This window comes from Prosthecodimorpha hirschii, from assembly GCF_001305515.1.
GTDB lineage: Bacteria > Pseudomonadota > Alphaproteobacteria > Rhizobiales > Ancalomicrobiaceae > Prosthecodimorpha > Prosthecodimorpha hirschii.
Genome location: NZ_LJYW01000001.1, coordinates 5,455,595 through 5,475,273, shown reverse-complemented (window position 1 = coordinate 5,475,273; position 19,679 = coordinate 5,455,595). Strand labels below are relative to the sequence as shown.

Sequence of the window (19,679 nt, the reverse complement as noted above, 5' to 3'; positions counted from 1 at the left end):
AGGCGCGGCAGCTATCCGTTCCCTGCTCAACGGCCTGAACCGCTTGCCGCCCCGAAGGAAGGGCGCCTGGCGACCGGCTGAAGCCCGAAAAGCTGCGGATCGGCCTCGACACAGCTCAAGAGCGCATTCGGCGAGGCGTTCAACGCGGGCATGCGGAGTTGGGCGTCCGAATCGACTCGGAACCGCCAACTGGGATCGGCGATCCGCTGTCGCCCCATGTCCCGACCCAATCGCGATGTTGGACAGCCCCCCAAAAACCCCACGGCATGCCGAATCCGCCGTTGCCCAATCGTCGCGAACCGCAAGTGGCGCCGGACGGGGCGATCGACAGCGAACTCGCCGGCCCCGCCGGCCCGAACGAGCCGAACGAGCCGAACGAGCCGCGACGGCGGCGATCGCCCGGTCCCGCACCGTCGGTTCGAGGTCGCGGAAGCGACCGTCTCCGTTCCGCGCGGCGAGCCGTGCCGCGACATGGCGACATGCCGGCGCATCGAGGTCACCGGAGCACGTCAAGCAGACCTCACACTTAAGACAAAAACCCGGCGGTTGCCCGCCGGGTTCTCGTATCCGTCAGAGGACATTCCGATCCTTGGAAGGATCAGAAGTTCCGCTGGAAGCGGAGCAGGCCGACCAAGGCGTCGGTGTCGCCGCCCTTGGTGAAGTCGATCTTGCGGTATTCGAGTTCGCCGCCGATCGTCATGCCCGGAACGATCGTGTAGACCGTGTTGATCTGAGCATCGATCTGCTTGTAGTCCAGGAAGGACGTGGTCGCGGTGTCGACCTTCAGGTACGAACCGTTGACCGCGGTGGACAGCTTCGGGGTCCAGTAGTGAACGACGCCGCCGGCGACCGACCAGGCGGTGCTCTGAGCGAGCTTGTTGCCACCGGTCTGGACGAAGTCCAGGGCGCCCATCGAGAGGTCGGCGCCGGCATAGGCAACCGCGCCCTTCGAGTAGACGGCCTGCAGGTTGATGGTGTCGCCAGCGGCGATCATCGGCAAGTTGACGGTCACGCCGCCGCCGACCGCATAGCCCCACTTGGTGGTGTTGGTGACGCTCGACACGTCCTCATGAGCAGCGGCCATGAGCTGGGCAGAACCCCAGGCCTGGGCGATGCGCACGTTGCCCACCACGTCGAGCATCTTCACGCCGCCGTAAGCGGACGTGACGGTGAACGGAGCGGCGAACATGGAGCCGAGGCGACGGCTGTTCGAACCGACGGTCGGGTCTTCCAGCGAGAGGCTGGCGGACACGCCGTTGCCGAACGAGAAGGTGTAGGCGAGCAGGTTGACCTTCGTGTCCGAATGAGCGGCTTCGAAGAACGAACCATAGGTCGTGCCGGTGTAGAAGTCGAAGAACGACTGGGCGCGACCGGCGGTCAGGCCACCGAACTGGATGTAGGCGTTCCAGAGGGTGACGGTCGGGGAGGACGAGCCCGAGTCAACGGTCCACCAGGCTTCGGTGAACGAACGCAGCAGACCGAACTCGGTGTTGGTGCGGGCGTCGAGGGTCACCTGAGCGCGAACGCGGGTGGTGAAGTCATGCGAAGCCGGGTTGTTGTTGACGCCGCGATTGACGCCCGACAGAGCCGCGAAGCCGTCGTCGAAGTCGTAAGCGCGATACTCGGCGCGGACGTAGCCGCCGATCTTGAGGCAGGTCTGGCTGCCCGGGATGTAGAAGAAGCCGGCGCCGTAGGCGTCGCAAACCTTGACGTAGTCGACCGCGGCCGGGGCCGGACGGCCCAGGTCGGCCGCCGAGGCGGCACCGGTGGCGGCGAACATGGCGGCAGCCATGGTGGCGAGCTTGAACTTCATGTGGTGAACCCCCTGTTGGTTCGTGTCTGCCGGTGACCAATCCTGACCCGATTGGAGGTTCACGTGGACCCTCGCGTCACCGATCGACACGACATTACGCACCGGCGCTCGAATTTGAAGTCTAATCAGCCCCCAAAACCTGTCGGCGGGCCGCTATCGCTTGAAACGTTGCAGCCAAAGCACGCTAATTATTCTGATAGATGAATTTTACAGAACGGCGATATTGCTCAATATTCATTTTTCGAGATATTTCGAACATTTCATATTGTAATTCGAGCAAGTTCAAAAACGCCCACGATTCAGCCGTTTTGGAGAGGGCGGATCGAATCCGTCCGGCAGCGGCCCGGAACCTGGGCGCGCATGAGAGCGCCCCTTCACCCGTTGAGAGGCCGCCGGAACGATATCCCATGCACCGGCAGCCCCATCCGACGGCAGTGGCCTGGAGCGGGCAGAATCGGAGAGCGCAACCCGTCTCCGCCGTTCGAATCGTCTGCAATACCGGTCAGTTGACGGGCGATCGGCGATGGCCCCCCTGCCCGGATGGGAATCGCCCGGCGGACGCGGCCGCATCCGGAGCGCCCTCAGGGTCCTTCCGATCCGACCCCGCTCTAGCGGAGGTCGTTGCGCAGGCGCCGGCTGCGCTCCCAGGCGAGAGCGTGGCCGACGATGGTATCGAGATCGTCCCAGCGCGGCGCCCAGCCGAGCACCTGCCGGACCCTCTCGGACCGCGCCACCACCTTCGGGCTGTCGCCGGGGCGCCGCGGCGCATAGCGGACCGGCAGGCTCAGGCCGGCGACGCGCTCCACCGCCTTCAACACCTCCAGAACCGAGAATCCGCGCTCGTAGCCGCAATTGGCCACGAGGCTCGGCCGGCCGGCGCGCAGATGATCGAGGGCGCGGACATGCGCGTCGATCAGATCGGCGACATGGATATAGTCGCGCACGCCGGTGCCGTCGGGCGTGTCGTAGTCGGTCCCGAAGACCTGGATCTCCGGCCGGTCGCCGAGCGCGGTCTCCACCGCCACCTTGATCAGATGCGTCGCGCCGCGGGTCGACTGGCCCGTGCGGCCCTTGGGATCGGCACCGGCGACATTGAAGTAGCGCAGGGCGGCATAGCGGAAGTCGTGAGCGGCCGCGACGTCGGCCAGCATCAGTTCGGTCATCAGCTTCGAGGTGCCGTAGGGCGAGAGCGGCTTCAGCGGCGCATCCTCGCCGACGGGAATCGTCGGCGGATCGCCATAGACGGCCGAGGTCGAGGAGAAGACGAAATGACGGACGCCGTTGCGCACGGCGGCGGCGATCAGAGCGCGGGATTTGACGGTGTTGTTAAGATAGTAGCCGAGCGGGTCGGCGACCGAATCCGGGACCACGACCGAGCCGGCGAAATGGATGATCGCATCGACGCCGTGACGCGCGATCACGTCGTCGAGCAGCGCCTCGTCGCCGATGTCGCCCTCGACGAAGATCGCCTCGGGGGCGACTGCCCAGCGGAAGCCGGTGCTGAGTCGGTCCAGGACCACGACCGGCTCGTCGCGGTCGACCAGTTCCCAGACCATGTGGCTGCCGATATAGCCGGCGCCGCCGGTGACCAGTACCGTCATTCCGCTCTCCGCGTCTCGTCCATGGCGCGCGCTCCCCCGCGGAGGCGCAGCCGGAGCATGTGCGAGAAGGGTTGCGCGTCCGTGAAGAGCCCCGCCGCGCCCGCCATGCGGGTCTCGACCGATCGCGGCCGCGGCCCGATATCGGAGACGTCAGGCCGCGGCCTGGGACCGGCCGAGCCCGTCATAGAGATCGAGGCAACGCTCGAACCAGGCGGCCACCGGGTCGTCCTCGGCGATCAGACGGAAGGACGACACCACGCGCGGCCATTGCAGGGTGCCGAACAGGATATGGTCGGCGTAGTTGGCGCCCGCCCCGCCGACGAAGGGCTGGTGGCGCAGCATCAGGCGCAACGGCAGCAACGATTCGCGAAACCCAGCCAGCCGGTCCTCGCGCCCCGCGACGACCTCCTCGAGCGGCTTGCCGAAGCGCTTCTCGCGCGTGGCCCGAAAATAGCCCCGGTCCTCGGGCCGCAGGATGGCCTCGATGTCGAGCGTGACCATGCGCCCGATCTGCACGAGCAGGCTTGTCGCATAGCCGTCGATCAACCGCGCCGCGGCCCGGCCGCCCGCTCCGCCGAACAGGCTCGGCCGATCGGCGAAAAGGTCTTCGAGATATTCGGCGATCACGAAACTCTCGTGGATCTGCCGTTCGCCGTCGATCAGGACCGGGACGGTGCGATGGCTGCCGTCGCCGATCGCGGCGATCTGCGTGAACCCGGTCGCCACCGTCTCGAACGGCAGCCCCTTGTGGGCCAGCGCCATTTTCACGCGCCAGCAATAGGGACTGAAGCGGCGATCGTCGGCACCGGCGAGATCATAGAGCAGCATGCGGGGATCCGGGTGTGTTGGCCGCGATCGGCGCGACCGCGGCGACGGAGACTGGCATGGCGGGCCGTCGCTGGCCAGACGGCCGGTCCGCCGGTCAGCCAACCGGTCCCGGCAGAGGCGCGAGCCGGCGGATATCGCTGCCAGCTGGCCCGGAGGGGCTCAGGCCCGCGCCAGGCCGGCCTGGATGGTCCCCGGCCCGAACAGGCCGATGCGACGGGAGGCCGGCCGCCGTCGGGCGCCGCCCGGTGCGGGCGCGATCGGGGGACGCGGCGCCTTCATCGCCGGATCGCCGTCCGCTGGGTCGCCATCAGCTTCTCGCCGGCGACGACATAGATCATCACGGCATGCGTGCCGGGCCGGTCGGCGACCTCGAACCGCGCCTTCACGGGCGTCAGCGCCTGACCGCACAGGTCGCCGCTGCGCTTGACCCGCATGGTCACCGGAAGGGTCGCGTCCGGCTCGACCAGACCCGCCGGGGCGCCCTCGGTCGCACCGTCGAAGGTCCAACAGGTCTGCGCGGCGACCCAACCGGTCTCCACCGCCACCTTGCCGCCGGCGACCGCCTTGGCGTGGGTTCCCGGATCGCTGGCCCGCGGCGCATCGAAGGTGGCTATGGCGAGCGCAATGATGCCAAGCAGCACGACGCGGGTGTCGAGGGGACGAAACATGGGCGGTCCTTTCCGGCGGCTTGCAACGACACCGGGCGCACATAGCCTCGCCGACCCGTGCCGCAGCCGATCAGGCCGCCAGACGGTCGGGGAGACGCCGATTCCCGTTGCCGAGGTTCAGGTTGGCGGGTCGATGGGGCGACAATCGGGCTCGATCGGGGCACCCGCTGGGCCGCACTTTCCTCGCCGCCTTTCAAAGACCCTCAAGGTTACCGAATTCCTAACATCCACCGCCGTCCACAGGACATGCGCGGGCGGGCCGGACCCGGCCGGATCGGCGCCCTTTGAACCCAAACACGGACATCGCGGGCGCCGCGAGGCGACCCGTCCGCGCCGCCAAGAGCGGATCGGGGCCAAAATCTTGGATACGATCGGAAACAGGGTCCGTGCCGCGCCGGCACGGGGCGCCCGCCATGGCGCAGTAGCGTCGATGCCGCCCGGGCGGGACCGCGCCCGGCGGACATGGCCGATGTACGGGTGCGGGGCGGCGCCGGTCGCAGAGACCACCCGCCGCCCCTCTCTGCCTCATACCAACGGCCCAGGATGCTGACGCATCGGGCCGTTGAAGCAACGCGAATTTCTCATAGGCGTCAGAAGCATGAGAAATTCGCGTATCGAATACCGACGATCATTCCATGACCGTCGGTATCAGACCAGGGCGAGGATGCGGCTCGGGCCGCCGGTGGCGTCCTTGACCTTGGGCTGGCCGACCACGATGGTCGCGCCGACCGGCGGCACGGCGCCGAGATTGGCGACGCATTCCAGGCCGAAGCGGCCCGACGGCAGCCACATGTAGTGGACCTTGAAGTCCTTCGACGGGCCGTGATCGAGCGAGGCGGAATCGACCGCCATGCCGCGCACGGTGCGGTTCTTGATCAGGAATTCCGCCGCCTCGGCCGAGAAGCCGGGGAAATGCAGCACCCCGCCGGCATCCTTGCCCATGAATTTCGGGGTGGTGACATGCTTGTCCCAGCCGGAATTCATCGCCACCACGCAATTGTCCGGCAGCTTGCCGTGCGCCTTCTCCCAGGCCTCGATATCGGCGACGGTGACCAGGGCGTCGACATCCGCCGCCGCCTTGGCGCTGATGTCGATCACGGCCAGCGGCGCGACCAGCTGGTCGGCGGCGATCTTGTCGATCGTGGCGCCGGCCTCGGAGAAGTGGATCGGGGCATCCATGTGGGTGCCGGCATGCTCGATGATACGCCACCAATAGAGATTGAAGCCGTCCTTCTTGAAGTCGAACTGCTTCTGCATCTCGATGCCGGGCACGCCGAAGAAGGTCGGGAAGTCCGGGCTCATCGTATGGGTCAGGTCGACCACCTTGGAGAAGCTGCGCGCGGGCGCCTGGGCCGCCGCGACGCCCGGTACCGCCGTTGCCGCGAAGCCGGCCGCCGTGACCGCACCGAAGCCCTTGAAGAGACCGCGCCGGGACAGGCGCTTCAGCACCGCTTCCTCACATCCGGGTACGCACATTCGGTCATCTCCCTCGCTGACGGACCTGTCATGTCCGGCCCGTTCACCCGGAGACTATTGCCCTTAACCGTGGATCGTCATCCCGTTATTAAGTAACACTCGGCTGTCGGCCGGCGGCCCTGCGCCGAGGCAAGAGAGAACCGGCAGCGACGGGAGGATTACGCGTGAGAAGGCCCATCAGCCGCGTCGTCGGCCTCGCACTCGGTGGCCTGATGCTGCCCGCCCTGCCCGCCCTGACCGCCCTGGCCGCCCCGGCCGGGCCGGCGCCCACGACTTCGACCGCCGGGATCCTGGCCGATCCGGCCGCCGGCTATGGGCTGATCAAGCGGCTGGTCGCCGGGATGCCGGAGGTCGCCGAGCGCCTCGCCGCCCCAGAGGCGGTCGGAACCGGCAGCGCAGAGTGGAATTTCGGCTGCCCGATCGTCACGGCCGCGGTGGGTCCGGACGCCGACCATGCCGGACTTCTGACCGATCTCGCCCTGATGTCGGTCGTCGAGCGCGCCGAGATCGTCAAGCTCGGCTATGCCAAGGCCGAGGTCGACCGGATTTTCGACGGGCTAGAGGCGAAGCGCCTCGCCGCCCTCAAGGCCGTGCTGCGGAACGCGGCCGATGCCGACATCGCCTATGGAAAAGTCCAGCGCGACACCGAGAAGGCCGCCGTCGCCGCCTTCGCCAGGCTGCGGGCCGGCATGAAGCGCAAGCCGATGCGGATCGTCGTGCCGGAGGAGTGCTTCGACGAGGGCTTCTCGAAATCCGTCGTCACCGAGCCGCCCGGCGGCAAGGTGCGGTTGCTGGCCGACTTCGCCGAACGCCTGTGCCGCGCCCAGGGTCTCGATCCGACCGATCCGGCGCGCTGCGACCGCTGGACGGAGGCCGACGCCGAGGCTTCCGCCGCGCATTGGGGCCGCTACCGCTTCACCATCGTCTGGACCGACGGGCGCTCGGCAAGCGGGACCGTCGACATCGCCGTCGACGGCAGCGAGACGGTGACGATCCCGCCCCGCTGAACCGTGAGGCGCAGGCCGGCAGCCGCCCGCGGCACGACCTGGTCAGTTTGCGGCCGGGCGCCTTCGCGCGCGACGTCGTCCGGCCGGATGGCCGTCCGCGCCGGTCTTTCGCCGCTCAGTAGCGCCAGCGCTGGTCGGTCACCGAACCGTTCGGGTTGCGGCCGCTATTCTCGCAGTCCCAGAGCTGGACCGGGGCGCCGTTGCCGACGCCCGGCGCGCCCGACACGTCGATGCACTTGCCGGAATTCTGGTTGACGATGAAGCCGTCCGGACGCAGGGCCCAGAGCTGATCGGTCAGGGCTCCGTTGGAACTGCGGCCCGAGGTTTCGCAGTCCCAGAGCTGCAGCCGCGCCCCGTTGACCACGCCCGGCGCACCCGACACGTCGATGCACTTGCCCGACAAAGCGTTGCGGATGAAGCCGCCGGAAAAGACCCAGAACTGGTCTGACGGCGTGCCGTTCGGATTGTATCCGGAGCGCTCGCAATCATAGAGAATCAGCGGTGCGCCACGATTGACGCCGGGCGCGCCGGAAACGTCCAGGCACTTGCCCGAGAGCGTGTTGACGATCATCCGGCCCTGCTGCTGGGCCTCGGCGGCCGGCACGACCAGGAGGGCGGCGACGGCGATGGCGAAGAGACGCTACATTATGGTTCCCCGTTGACCGGCGCAGGGATCCCGACGCCCGCCACGAAGTCAACACGGGCAGGCGGCCGCGTTACCCGACCTGGGTCCGGGTCCGGCGATCCCACACCGCATTCCGGCGGCCCGCCGCCGTTTCGGTCTCGACGGGGCGCCGTTCCGCGGCTATGCCCTGCCGCATGATCAGCATCTCCGAACTCACCTACCGGATCGCCGGGCGCACGCTCCTGGACAAGGCCTCCGTCGTGGTGCCGACCGGCGCCAAGGTCGGGCTCGTCGGCAAGAACGGGACCGGCAAGACCACCCTGTTCAAGCTGATCACCGGCGACATCGCCGCCGAATCCGGCGCGATCGGCATGCCGCGCGCCGCGCGCATCGGCGGCGTCGCCCAGGAGGCGCCCGGCAGCGCGATCACGCTGATCGATTTCGTGCTCGCCGCCGATACCGAGCGGGCCGCGCTCATGGCCGAGGCCGAGCATGCCACCGACCCGCACCGGATCGCCGAGATCCACACAAGGCTGGCCGACATCCGCGCCCATTCGGCCGAAGCCCGCGCCGCCACGATCCTGGCCGGCCTCGGCTTCGACCACGAGGCGCAGCGGCGCCCCTGCTCGGACTTCTCCGGCGGCTGGCGCATGCGCGTCGCGCTCGCCGCGGTGCTGTTCGCCGAGCCGGACCTGCTGCTGCTCGACGAGCCGACCAACTATCTCGACCTCGAAGGCACGCTCTGGCTCGAGACCTATGTGGCGCGCTACCCGCACACCGTGCTGATCATCAGCCACGACCGCGACCTGCTCAACGTCGCGGTCGACACGATCGTGCATCTCGACCAGGGCAAGCTCGTCGCCTATCGCGGCGGCTATGACAGCTTCGAGCGGCAGCGGCGGGAAAAGATGATCCTGACGCAGAAGATGCGCGAGAAGCAGGACGCCCAGCGCGCCCATCTGCAGGCCTTCATCGACCGCTTCAAGGCCAAGGCGACCAAGGCGCGCCAGGCGCAGAGCCGCGTCAAGGCGCTCGCCCGGATGGAGCCGATCGCCGCGCTCGCCGCCGACGAGGTGATGCCCTTCACCTTCCAGGCGCCGGCCGTGAAGCTGTCGCCGCCGATCATCGCCCTCGACAAGGCCTCGGTCGGCTACGAGCCGGGCCGGCCGATCCTGAAGAACCTGACGCTGCGCATCGACGACGACGACCGGATCGGCCTGCTCGGCGCCAACGGCAACGGCAAGTCGACGCTCGCCAAGCTGATCGCCGGCCGGCTCGATCCGATGGGCGGCGAGATCCGGCGCGCGACCAAGCTCGACATCGCCTTCTTCGCCCAGCACCAGCTCGACGACCTGATGCCGAACGGCTCGCCGGTCGACCATGTCGCGCCGCTGATGAAGGACCAGCCGGAGGCGCGCATCCGCTCGCGCGTCGCCCAGATGGGCCTGCCGACCAGCCGCATGGACACGCCCGCCAAGGATCTCTCCGGCGGCGAGAAGGCGCGCCTGCTGATGGGGCTCGCGACCTTCGCCGGCCCCAACCTGATGATCCTCGACGAGCCGACCAACCATCTCGACATCGACAGCCGCGAGGCGCTGGTCCAGGCGCTCGCCGACTACGACGGCGCCGTCATCCTGATCAGCCACGACCGGCATCTGGTCGAGGCGACCGTCGACCGCCTGCTGATCGTCGCCGACGGCACCGTCTCGGCCTTCGACGGCGACATGGACGACTACAAGAAGTTCATCCTCGACCGCGCCAGCCGCGAGGCGCGCCAGGACGGCCAGGCCGGCGCCGCCGAGGCGCCGAAGCTCTCCGCCCAGGACCGCCGCCGCATCGCCGCCACCCTGCGCGAGCAGATGGCGCCGCTGCGCAAGAAGATCCGCGAGGCCGAACAGCGGATCGAGAAGCTCCAAATCGAGCTCGCCAAACTCGACCGCGACCTCGCCGACCCGGCCCTCTTCACCAAGGACCCAGCCCGCGGCACCCGCCTCTCCAAGCAGCGCGCCGACACCGAGAAGGCGATCGCCGAGACCGAAGAGGCCTGGCTGATAATGTCCGCCGAATACGAGGCGGCCGAGAAGGCGGCGGTCGAGGGCTGAGGATCGCGGGACCGCCTCAGGCGGCCCGGACCATCGACAGGAACGAGGAAACCTCGGCGGCGAGATTGCCGGCCTCCGCGGTCAGGCTGTTCGCCGAGGCCAGCACGTCGTGGGCGCCGAGGCCGGTCCCCCGGGCGGATTCGCTGACGCCCGCAATGTTGCGCGTGACGTCCTGGGTTCCTTTCGCGGCCTCCTGGACGTTGCGGGCGATCTCGCTGGTGGCCGCCGATTGCTCTTCGACGGCGGCGGCAATGGCCGACGCGATGGCGCTGATCTCGCCGATGCGGTCGACGATGCCGCTGATCGCGTGAACCGCCTCGCCGGCGGCGGCCTGCACGGCGTCGATCTGCTGGCCGATCTCGTCGGTCGCCTTGGCGGTCTGGCTGGCGAGGCTCTTGACCTCGCTGGCGACGACCGCGAAGCCGCGGCCGGCCTCTCCGGCCCGCGCGGCCTCGATGGTGGCGTTCAAGGCCAGAAGATTCGTCTGGCTGGCGATGTCGTTGATCAGATTGACGACGGCGCCGATCCGGCCGGACATCTCGGCGAGGCTCTTCATGGTCGCATCGGCGGCTTTCGCATCGCTCGATGCGGCCGCCGCGACGCGCGACGAGCGGTCCATCTGATGGCCGATTTCCTTGATCGAGACGGCGAGTTCCTCCGCGGCGCTGGCGACCGTTTGCACGTTGCCGGCAGCCTGATTGGAGGCGGCCGCAACGGCCGATGTCTGGCGGGAGGTCTGTTCGGCCATGGCACTGAGCGAGGTCGCCATGGTCTGCATCCGATCGGCATTGCCCGATACCGAGGTCACCACGCCGCCGATCGCGCGTTCGAAATGTTCGGCCATCTGGCGCATCTCCGTGCTGCGCTGGGCCGCCGTCTCCTCCCTTTGGCGCGTGAAACGCATCTCGGCCTCGCGGGCCGCGGCGAGGCTGCTGCGCAAGTGATCGAAGGAGCGCGCGAGACTGCCGATTTCGTCGGATCGGTTCGAACCGGCCGCCTGGACCGCGAGATCGCCACGGGCAAGCGCCCCGATCGCCGCGGTGAGCTCGGCGATCGGACCGGTGACGAGGCGCCGGCTGGCCAGAACCGATGTCACCAGAGACAGAATGGTGATGACCGCAATGGCCGAAATCGCCAGCGTCACATCGCGATGGGCCGTGGCGGACACCTCGGCGCCGAGATCCTGGGCGATGCCCCGGATCCGTTGGGAGGCCTCGGTCAAAAGCTCCGTCGGCGCGCGGTCGATCCCGGCGACAGCCTTGTCGCCGACCTGCACGTTGAAGTCGGAGGACTTGAACTTCTCGAAGCCTTCCTTGTAGGCCACCCCCATGCGCTCATGGGCGAGCACGAACTTGTTGATCAGGTCGCGCGACTGAGGATCGCTGCTGGTTGCGAGAATCGCATTCACGCTTTTTCGAACGGACTGCTCTCGGGCCAGAAATTCACTCCAGTGCCGCTTCAGCGCCACGGGGTCGGCACCGCGAATGAGCGTATTCTTCCACTCCTGGACTTGCGTCTTGAACTCGACCTGCGCCATCAAGATTTGGGCGGCCTCGGATTGGCGGGCGGCCACGCTATCGGAAAAGTCGTCGATACTTTCCCAAAGGCGCCAATAGCCGAATGTCGATGCGGCAAGACAGAGCGACATGAACAGACAGGTCAAAATCGTCAGTTTTTTACCAAGAGTGCTGCCCACGCTGCCACCCTCCATATTCAAAAAGTAATGACCAACAATTGGATTCACTCATTAATATCAGTTTAACATATCGATATATTTCAAAATGATGATCTGGACGTTCCGCAACCGCGCCGCCCCGCTATTCGCAACGATGCCTCCCCCCGAAGGCGCGACCGGCCCCCATAGCCCTAGCCCAACCCGCCGAAGACGCGGCACCGCCGGGACCTGCGGGCGCCGTCATACGGCCGAGCGATGCACACCCGCCATTGGTGCAAACGCACCGGCCACATATTCTGAAATATCCACTCGGCAGTTTCAAATGTCGAAGTTCACCACCCAGGGTCGATGCCACCTTGCGGATGGCGACGCCGGAATGGCTGCGGAAAATCTCCGATCTGCAGGAGCAGATGGATGCGGGATACCGGCCCTGGCGAACCGGGCGGATGGCCGTGAAGCCCGCCGTCCCCCTCACCGCACCGGGAAGTCGAAATAGGTCTCGGGGAACGGCTCCGGCGACAGCGTGAAATGCCACCATTCCGTTGCGTAGCCGACGAAGCCGGCGGCCTGCATGGCCCGGGCGAGGTGGGCGCGGTTCTCGGCCGGGGTGCCGGTGACGGCGGGGTGGCGGGTCGCTGCGCGCGGGTCGAAGCAGTCGAAGGCGGTGCCCATGTCGAGACTGTCGTCGGGCGCGCGCTCGGCGTGAGGGGCGACGCAGGCACCGTGAGGACCGGCGGCGCCGCGCAGGCCCGACGAGCCGGCCGGCACGAGCGTGAGATCGACGGTCGAGCCGCGCGAATGGCCGGACCGGCCGGAGATGTAGCCGTGGCCGAACAGACGCGACTTGTCGACCTCCGGATAGAATTCCGGCTTGGTCGTCTGGTCGGGCGAGCGCGCCCAGCGGCCGAAATCGGCGACCGCCCGGGCCGGGCGGTAGCAGTCGTAGACCTTGAGCGACAGCCCGTCGGCGGCAAGCCGCTTCTGCACCTGCGACAGCGCCAGCGCGGCTGCCCGGGTCAGGATGCAGACCGGCTTCTCGTAGCCGGCGACCGGCCGGCCGACGAAATTGTGCGCGCCGGCATAGCGCATGTCCTGGCGGATGCTCGGGTCGATCTCGGCGAGCCTGACGAAGCCGGGCGGCAGATCGTCGGCCGCATGGGCGGGCGCGGCAGCGGCGACGGACGCCGCCGTCAGCGCTACGGCAAGGACCCGGCACGATCGCGTCGGCATTCGGTCGGCCGCGCCGCGCTTCACGGCCGTCATCGCCCTGCCCCCGCTGCGGAACCGGGACCGCGCCCGGCAGGGCGCGCGACCCGCCCGGCGGGACCGGGATCCCGCTCGGCGCGCGCGCCGGCCAGGAAGGTGACCACCAGCCGATCGGCCAGCGCGCCGGCGGATTCCGCCGTGACGATGCCGAGCTTGCCGCGCAGCGCCAGCGCGGTGATGCCGTGGACCGAGGCCCAGAGCACGTCGACCGAGGCCTTCACGTCGGCGCCCGAGCCGTCCAGTGCCGCCGCCGCATGCGCCTGCACGTCGGCGACCAGGCGCGCGATCCGTTCCAGATGCCAGTCCGGCATCGGCCGCTCCGAGGCGGTGGTATATTCGAACAGCATGGTCCAGAGCCGCGGATGGGCGACCGCGAAGGCGAGATAGCGCTGGGCGAGATCGCGCAGCGCCGCCACCGGCTCGTCCGGCAGCGGCGCGGCGAACAGCGCGTCGTGCATCTCGTCGAGCACGGTCGCGGCGACATGGACGATCAGGTCGTCGAGATCGGCGAAGATGTTGTAGATCGTGCCGACCGAGCAGCCGATCGCCTCGGCGACCCGGCGCACGGTCAGCGCCGCCGTCCCCTCCCCGACCACCAGCCCACGCGCCACCGCAACGGCGTCCCGACGCAGGTCGTCATGCGACTTTGCCATCCGCCTCGCCATGGTGCGCCCGTCCTGTCATTGCTCCGAACCGGATCTAGAGCGGAAATGAGCACCGTTCAATGACGATCCGCGGCGTCCCTCAGGCCTTCTTGATCCAGCGGCCGCGCTCGTCCTGCTGCCAGTAGGTGACATCGAAGCCGGCCGCCTTGGCCTCGCGCCAGCGGCGGCGGGCATCCTGCAGGGCATCGGGGTCGTTGCCGTCGAAGATGTAGACCGCGCGGGCATAGCCGGCGAGGTCGGGCGGCTCGGCCCGGTCGACCAGGAAGCGCACCGTGGCGCCGTTCGGATTGTCGGTCTCCGCGGTCAGGTAGACCGGCTGCAGGGCCGGATCGCCGTCCTTCCGGGTGCCGTGCGGCAGGAAGGACTCGTCGGCATAGGTCCAAAGATGCGCGTCGAGCGCATCGCGCCGCTCCTCGGAGCCGGCCTGCACCACCACCCGCCAGCCGCGCTCCAGAGAGCGTTCGACGAGGCCCGGCAGGACCTGTTCGAGCGTGCGGTCACGCAGGTGATAGAACCAGGCTTCGACGGGCACGGCGGCTGGTCCCACGATTCAAGGATTGAAGAGGCGCCCGAGTCCCGGGCCGCCTCGCCTCACCATTCTAGCTTCGGCGGCCTGTGCGCGGCAAATAGCGGCGCGGCCGCCTCGACCAGCTCGCGCGGCATCATGCGCAAGGCCTCCGCCTCGAACGGCAGATGCAGGAGCCGCGTCGCCACGATTTCCGCCACCGCCCGCGCCTGCCCGGCATCGCGCTGGCGCTTCGCGGGGTCGCGGGCCGGATCCTTCGCGATCCAATCCTTGTGGATGGCGAAGACGCGCGGATCGACCGCGACGATCCGGAGCGGCAGGCCCCTCTGGTCGATGGCGATCGCTTCGAAGGACGGGGCGCTCTCCAGCCAGGCGAGCTTTTCGATCTCGACGGCGATCAGATCGTCCGCGCCGCCGATGGTCTCCCGTTCGCGCGTCCATGGTGGATCGCGCATCGGCTTGATCAGGTCGACCATGAAGCCCGCATCGTTGGCTGCCGTGAAGGTTCGCGGCAAGCGCCGATAGCTCTTGTCGACCTGGCGCAGAACGGCGAGCAGCGTCCGCTCGTCGAGATCGGCCTGGGCACTGAAGCGCAGGCGCGATCGGGCATCGAACAGAAGATCGAGGTCGGCCGTCGCCATCAAATGGGAGGAGAGATGGACCGCCGCCGCGGCCTCGTAGGCATAGACGGCGTTGGTCCCGACCACCCTGAGCCCCGCCCCGAGCAGCCCGGCACGATCGACCGCGCGCATCACCCGCGCCGCCTGGAGCGGCACGCGGCCAAGCCCGAGCGCGACATTCACCCGGGCCAGCACGGCCAACCGAGCTTCAACGGCCTCCAGCGAGGCGTCCGCTTCGGCCTTGCCGGCATCGAACCGAGCCTTCATGCCCTCCGTCTCGGGACTTCGACGGCCGAGCGAGCGGTTGCGCCGGACACGGGTGGCGGGTTCGCGGACCGATCGCGTCAGATAGTCCTGTCCGCGAACGGCATTCCAGTACATCGTGCCGTCATAGGCCGCAGCCCGACGCCGAGCCGCCACGGCGATTTCATAGGCTTGGCGGGCATCGATGAGCGCGCGCGCCTGATCATCGCTCAAATCTTTGATAAGATTGGATTTGTGCAGATCGCTCATAAGAACAGTGTATCTGCACAAACCCTTTGAAATCAAGAGGCTATGGTCAGAACCTTGAAATACCGCACTCAAGGCGCGCAATTTCATTTTTCAACAGTCGAGTGCCGTTTTCCCACTCGACTGTTGAAATCGTTGCAAACGTTCAAGAATGTGCCGTCGGCGGATCGCCCGAGCGGCTCATTCTACCCCTCATAGTTGTCTTTTACCATCCGGTCGAGCAGGCGCACGCCCCAGCCGGAGGACCAGGCCTTGTTGATCTCGGAGGCGCTGGCCTCCATGCCGGTGCCGGCGATGTCGAGATGCACCCAGGGCACGTCGTTGGTGAAGCGCTTGATGAACTGCGCCGCGGTGATCGAGCCGCCGTAGCGGCCGCCGGTATTCTTCATGTCGGCGAAGGTGGAATCGATCATCTTGTCGTAGTCGGGCCCGAGCGGCATGCGCCAGACGCGCTCGCCGGTCGCCTCGCCGGCGGCCGAGACCTGGGCGGCGAGTTCGTCGGAGGTCGAGAACAGGCCCGCATGGGACTTGCCGAGCGCGACCAGAATCGCGCCGGTCAGGGTCGCCAGATCGAGCATGAAGCGCGGCTTGAAGCGATCCTGGACGTACCAGACCACATCGGCCAGCACGAGCCGGCCCTCGGCATCGGTGTTGATGATCTCGATGGTCTGGCCCGACATCGAGGTGACGATGTCGCCCGGACGCTGCGCGTTGCCGTCGGGCATGTTCTCGACCAGACCGATCGCGCCGATCACGTTCGCCTTGGCCTTGCGGGCGGCGAGCGCGTGCATCAGTCCGGTGACGCAGGCCGCGCCGGCCATGTCGCCCTTCATGTCCTCCATGCCGGCGGCCGGCTTGATCGAGATGCCGCCGGTGTCGAACACCACGCCCTTGCCGATGAAGGCGATCGGCTGATCCTTCTCCTTGCCGCCGTTCCAGCGCATCACCACCAGCCGCGGCGGCCGCGTCGAGCCCTGGCCGACGCCCAGAAAGGCGCCCATGCCGAGCTTCTTCATCTCCTTCTCGGTCAGGATCTCGACCTCAACGCCGAGCTTCTGCAGTTCCTTGGCGCGGCGGGCGAACTCCTCCGGCGAGAGCACGTTCGGCGGCTCGATGACCAGGTCGCGCGCGATCGTCACGCCATCGGCGACCGCCTGCCGGCCGGCCCAGGCCTTCTTCGCCGCCGCATGGCCCTCGACCGCGAGCGAGAGCTTCAAGCCCTTGGCGCCGTTGGCCTCGTCGTCCTTCTTCTTGGTCTTGTAGCGGTCGAAACGGTAGTGGCGCAGCGACGCGCCGAGCGCGATGTCGGCCGCCTGGGCCGCCTCGACCGCGACGCCGTCCGGCCGCTCGACGACCAGCGTGGCGGCCTCGGCCTTGATCTCGCCGAGCTTGCCGGCGATCGCACCGCCAAGCCGGGTCCAGTCATATTCCGTCATCTCGGCCGGCTTACCGAGTCCGACCACCAGCACCCGGTCGAGGCTGGAGCCGGCCGGCGCGATCAGGTCGAGCACCGCGAACTGCTTGCCCTTGTAGGCCGCCGCCGCGATCGCCCGCGCCAGCGTTCCGCCCGTGGCGGTGTCGAGTTCGCCGGCCAGCGGACCGAGCGCCGCGCCGTCGCCGGCGAGAAGAACGACGATGCCGGCCTCCGGGAGGACAGGTTTCTGGAACGCAATCGTGGCGGCGGACATCGGCTCTCCTCCGAGGCGGGTATCGGTCTCAGCCGCGCGGCAAGGGCGCGCGAATGGGGCGGGACAGCGAAGATGGCGGGGCGGAGCCCGGACGGCAAGGGCTGCGGCGCATCTGTGGCCTGCACGCGACACCGGCACGCAGACGTTCGGGCGCCGCCGGGCCACGACAGGAATCCGCTGCGTCATCCGGGCATTAACCATAACTCTTGGTCAAGCATTAGGTCTTCTTCGGTGGCATGGGGATAGGGTAAAGAGGGCGTACCGGCCGCGCGCGCCGGGGTCGGACGGTGCATGGGACTGATCGAGCGATACCTGCTCAAACGGCTGACGGCAGCGTTTCTCACGACGCTGGTCGCCCTGGCCGGCGTCGTCTGGACCACCCAGGCGCTGCGGCAGATGAGTCTCGTCACCGCCAAGGGGCAGACGCTGCTGATCCTGGTCGAGATCTCGGTTCTGGCGCTGCCCTATCTGTCGGTCGTGATCGCCCCCTTCGCGCTTCTGGTTGCCGCGATCTTCACGCTCAATGCGCTCAACGCCGACAGCGAACTGGTCGTGATCAATGCCAGCGGCGGATCGCGCATGGTCGTGTTGCGCCCGCTCCTGATTCTCGCCGGCCTGGTCGGCGTGGCCATGCTGGCGATCGCCACGGTCGCGGCGCCGGAGGCCCAGAAGCTGCTGCGCACCGAGATCACCAAGGTCAACGTCGATCTGATCGCCACCATCGTCCGGCCCGGCCGGTTCACCGAGATCGAGCCCGGCCTGACCTTCCACATCCGCAGCCGCGGCGGCGACGGGTCGCTGGTCGGGCTGGTCATCGACGACCGGCGCGACAAGGAGATCGCCTACACCTACATCGCCGACCGCGCCGTGGTCCTGGAAACGCCCGGCCGGACGCTGCTCGTCATGCGCGACGGCGTGCTGCAGCGCATCCAGACGCGCGACGATTCGCTGTCGATCGTGAAGTTCGAGGCCTATGCCTTCGATCTGTCCGAACTGACGCCGCAGAATGCCAAGCCGGTCTTCCGCGCCAACGAACGCAGCACGGCGGAACTTCTGGCGCCGGATCTCGCCGACGAATACACCGCGAAGAATCTCGGCCGCTTCCGCTACGAACTCAACGACCGCCTGTCGCAGCCGCTGCTGCCGGTCGCCTTCGCGGTGATCGCCTTCCTGTTCCTCGGCGATGCCCGGACCAACCGCCAGGGCCGCGGCCTGGCGGTCGCGCTGACCCTGGTGGCGGCCGTGCTGGTGCGCGGCCTGCATTTCGCGGCGCTGAGCGGCTCGATCGGTTCGGCCGCCGCCGCCGGGCTGACCTATGTCGTTCCCGTGGCGGTGATCGTGGCCGGCCTTGCCATGATCCGGCTCGACCGCCAGTTCGCGCTGCCACGCACCGCCGAGCGCCTCCTCGAGGCGCTGGCCGATTTCGGCCAGTCGATCGTCGACCGCTTCGGTCCGCGCACGCGGGGGGAGCCCGGATGATCGGTCGCACCCTCGCCACCTATTTCGCCAGCCGCTTCGTCCGCGCGATCCTGATCGTGTTCGGCTTCTCCTGCGCGATCATCTGGCTGTTCGACTTCCTGGAGCTGTTCCGGCGCACCGCCGACGCCAAGGCCTTCTCGGCCGGCGGGATCGCGCTGATCTCGCTGTTCCGGGTGCCGTCGATCGCCGAGCAGGTGTTGCCCTTCGCCACCCTGTTCGGCGCCATCGCGGCCTTCCTGGGCCTGTCGCGCAACCTCGAACTGGTCGTGGCGCGCGCGGCCGGCATATCGGTCTGGCAGTTCATCGCGCCGGCCCTGGTCGTGGCGGTGACGCTCGGCGCGGTCGGCACCACGCTGTGGAACCCGATCGCCGCCGGCCTGAAGGACCGGGCGGAAGAGCAGCTCTATGAGCTGACCGGGCGCGACAAGCGCCTGAACCCGATCGCATCGACCAGCGATGTCTGGCTGCGACAGGACGGGCCGAACGGCGAGTCGGTGATCAGGGCCCGGCAGTCGCTTGACCAGGGCGCCCGGCTCGGCGACGTGACCGTGATGAGCTTCGACCGGCAGGGCCGCTTCCGGGCGCGAATCGATGCCCGCGAGGCGGTCTTTGCCGACGGCGCCTGGGTGCTTTCGCAAGCGCTGGTGCGCAGCGAGGATCAGGCGCCCGCGGAACATGCGACCTATACGATCCCGACCTATCTGACGATCGAGCAGATCCGGGAGAGCCTGTCGACGCCGGAGACCATCTCGTTCTGGGCCCTGCGGAGCTATGTGGAGATCGCCCGAAATGCCGGATTGCCCGCCTACGGCTACGAACTGCAGTATCAGATGCTGATGGCGCGCCCGCTTCTGCTGGCCGCCATGGTGCTGATCGCGGCGACCGTTTCCCTGGGAGTGTTCCGGTTCGGCAATGTCGGCCGCTTGATTCTCGGTGGCGTGTCCGCGGGCTTCGTGCTTTATGTCGTGGTCGAGGTAGCCCGGGATCTGGGCGGGGTCGGAATCGTCAATCCGGCGCTCGCAGCCTGGACACCGGCAGTGATCGGTTCCTTGATGGGATTTACGATTTTGCTGTACCGGGAGGATGGCTAGGCATGTCGCCGCCCCTCCATGAACGGCGCCAAAGCCGAG

At 68.1% G+C, this 19,679-nt stretch carries 16 protein-coding genes; 4 read left to right on the top strand and 12 right to left on the bottom strand.

Annotated elements, in window-relative coordinates; all coding sequences use genetic code 11:
• Positions 1–598 precede the first annotated feature (598 nt).
• The 5 genes from ABB55_RS24020 to ABB55_RS24000 all read right to left on the bottom strand — a co-directional run bounded on the left by ABB55_RS24020 (position 599) and on the right by ABB55_RS24000 (position 6,386).
• The gene (locus ABB55_RS24020) at positions 599–1,813 is read right to left on the bottom strand and encodes a porin (RefSeq protein ID WP_054361075.1); all 1,215 of its coding nucleotides are present in this window, start codon (positions 1,811–1,813) and stop codon (positions 599–601) included.
• Between the two features lie 608 nt (positions 1,814–2,421).
• Complete coding sequence (galE, locus tag ABB55_RS24015) at positions 2,422–3,414, bottom strand: UDP-glucose 4-epimerase GalE (protein ID WP_054361074.1); 993 nt, start codon at positions 3,412–3,414, stop codon at positions 2,422–2,424.
• Positions 3,415–3,564: 150 nt separating this feature from the next.
• The gene (locus ABB55_RS24010; protein WP_054361073.1) at positions 3,565–4,242 is read right to left on the bottom strand and encodes a glutathione S-transferase family protein; all 678 of its coding nucleotides are present in this window, start codon (positions 4,240–4,242) and stop codon (positions 3,565–3,567) included.
• A 275-nt stretch (positions 4,243–4,517) separates the two neighbouring features.
• Positions 4,518–4,910, bottom strand: coding sequence for a hypothetical protein (locus ABB55_RS24005; RefSeq protein ID WP_054361072.1), 393 nt, complete (start codon positions 4,908–4,910; stop codon positions 4,518–4,520).
• A gap of 648 nt (positions 4,911–5,558) precedes the next feature.
• Positions 5,559–6,386, bottom strand: a complete 828-nt coding sequence (locus tag ABB55_RS24000; RefSeq protein WP_054361071.1) for a cyclase family protein — start codon at positions 6,384–6,386, stop codon at positions 5,559–5,561.
• Positions 6,387–6,550: 164 nt separating this feature from the next.
• Here ABB55_RS24000 and ABB55_RS23995 point away from each other — a divergent pair, with 164 nt between their 5' ends.
• Positions 6,551–7,393 (top strand): hypothetical protein, encoded by an 843-nt coding sequence (locus tag ABB55_RS23995; protein WP_054361070.1) that lies wholly within the window; start codon positions 6,551–6,553, stop codon positions 7,391–7,393.
• Between the two features lie 115 nt (positions 7,394–7,508).
• Here ABB55_RS23995 and ABB55_RS23990 read toward each other — a convergent pair whose 3' ends face one another.
• Positions 7,509–7,997 (bottom strand): RICIN domain-containing protein, encoded by a 489-nt coding sequence (locus ABB55_RS23990; protein ID WP_160321309.1) that lies wholly within the window; start codon positions 7,995–7,997, stop codon positions 7,509–7,511.
• A 215-nt stretch (positions 7,998–8,212) separates the two neighbouring features.
• Here ABB55_RS23990 and ABB55_RS23985 point away from each other — a divergent pair, with 215 nt between their 5' ends.
• Positions 8,213–10,120: an ABC-F family ATP-binding cassette domain-containing protein gene (locus ABB55_RS23985; protein WP_054361068.1), complete on the top strand. Its 1,908-nt coding sequence runs from the start codon at positions 8,213–8,215 to the stop codon at positions 10,118–10,120.
• A gap of 16 nt (positions 10,121–10,136) precedes the next feature.
• On the opposite strand, the gene ABB55_RS23980 is transcribed toward ABB55_RS23985, so the two are convergent.
• The 6 genes from ABB55_RS23980 to ABB55_RS23955 form a co-directional block, all read right to left on the bottom strand.
• On the bottom strand, positions 10,137–11,816 hold the full coding sequence (locus tag ABB55_RS23980; protein WP_210168261.1) for a methyl-accepting chemotaxis protein: 1,680 nt from the start codon (positions 11,814–11,816) through the stop codon (positions 10,137–10,139).
• 450 nt (positions 11,817–12,266) lie between these two features.
• Entirely contained in the window at positions 12,267–13,058 is a 792-nt protein-coding gene (locus ABB55_RS23975) for a M15 family metallopeptidase (RefSeq protein ID WP_244472112.1), read from the bottom strand.
• Positions 13,055–13,714 carry a TetR/AcrR family transcriptional regulator gene (locus tag ABB55_RS23970; RefSeq protein ID WP_054361066.1) on the bottom strand — a complete coding sequence of 220 codons (660 nt, stop codon included), beginning with the start codon at positions 13,712–13,714 and terminating at the stop codon, positions 13,055–13,057. The genes ABB55_RS23975 and ABB55_RS23970 overlap by 4 nt, the downstream gene beginning before the upstream one ends.
• Before the next feature lie 91 nt (positions 13,715–13,805).
• Positions 13,806–14,258, bottom strand: a complete 453-nt coding sequence (locus ABB55_RS23965) for a DNA polymerase III subunit chi (RefSeq protein ID WP_054361065.1) — start codon at positions 14,256–14,258, stop codon at positions 13,806–13,808.
• Between the two features lie 59 nt (positions 14,259–14,317).
• Positions 14,318–15,292, bottom strand: a complete 975-nt coding sequence (locus ABB55_RS23960) for a GSU2403 family nucleotidyltransferase fold protein (protein WP_160321307.1) — start codon at positions 15,290–15,292, stop codon at positions 14,318–14,320.
• A gap of 275 nt (positions 15,293–15,567) precedes the next feature.
• Positions 15,568–17,070 carry a leucyl aminopeptidase gene (locus tag ABB55_RS23955; RefSeq protein ID WP_054361063.1) on the bottom strand — a complete coding sequence of 501 codons (1,503 nt, stop codon included), beginning with the start codon at positions 17,068–17,070 and terminating at the stop codon, positions 15,568–15,570.
• A 291-nt stretch (positions 17,071–17,361) separates the two neighbouring features.
• Between ABB55_RS23955 and ABB55_RS23950 the strand changes: the two genes are divergently transcribed.
• Both ABB55_RS23950 and lptG read left to right on the top strand, forming a co-directional pair.
• Positions 17,362–18,549, top strand: a complete 1,188-nt coding sequence (locus ABB55_RS23950; protein ID WP_054361062.1) for an LptF/LptG family permease — start codon at positions 17,362–17,364, stop codon at positions 18,547–18,549.
• Positions 18,546–19,640, top strand: coding sequence for an LPS export ABC transporter permease LptG (gene lptG, locus ABB55_RS23945; RefSeq protein ID WP_054361061.1), 1,095 nt, complete (start codon positions 18,546–18,548; stop codon positions 19,638–19,640). Before ABB55_RS23950 ends, lptG begins: the two co-directional genes overlap by 4 nt.
• The last annotated feature ends 39 nt before the right edge of the window (positions 19,641–19,679 follow it).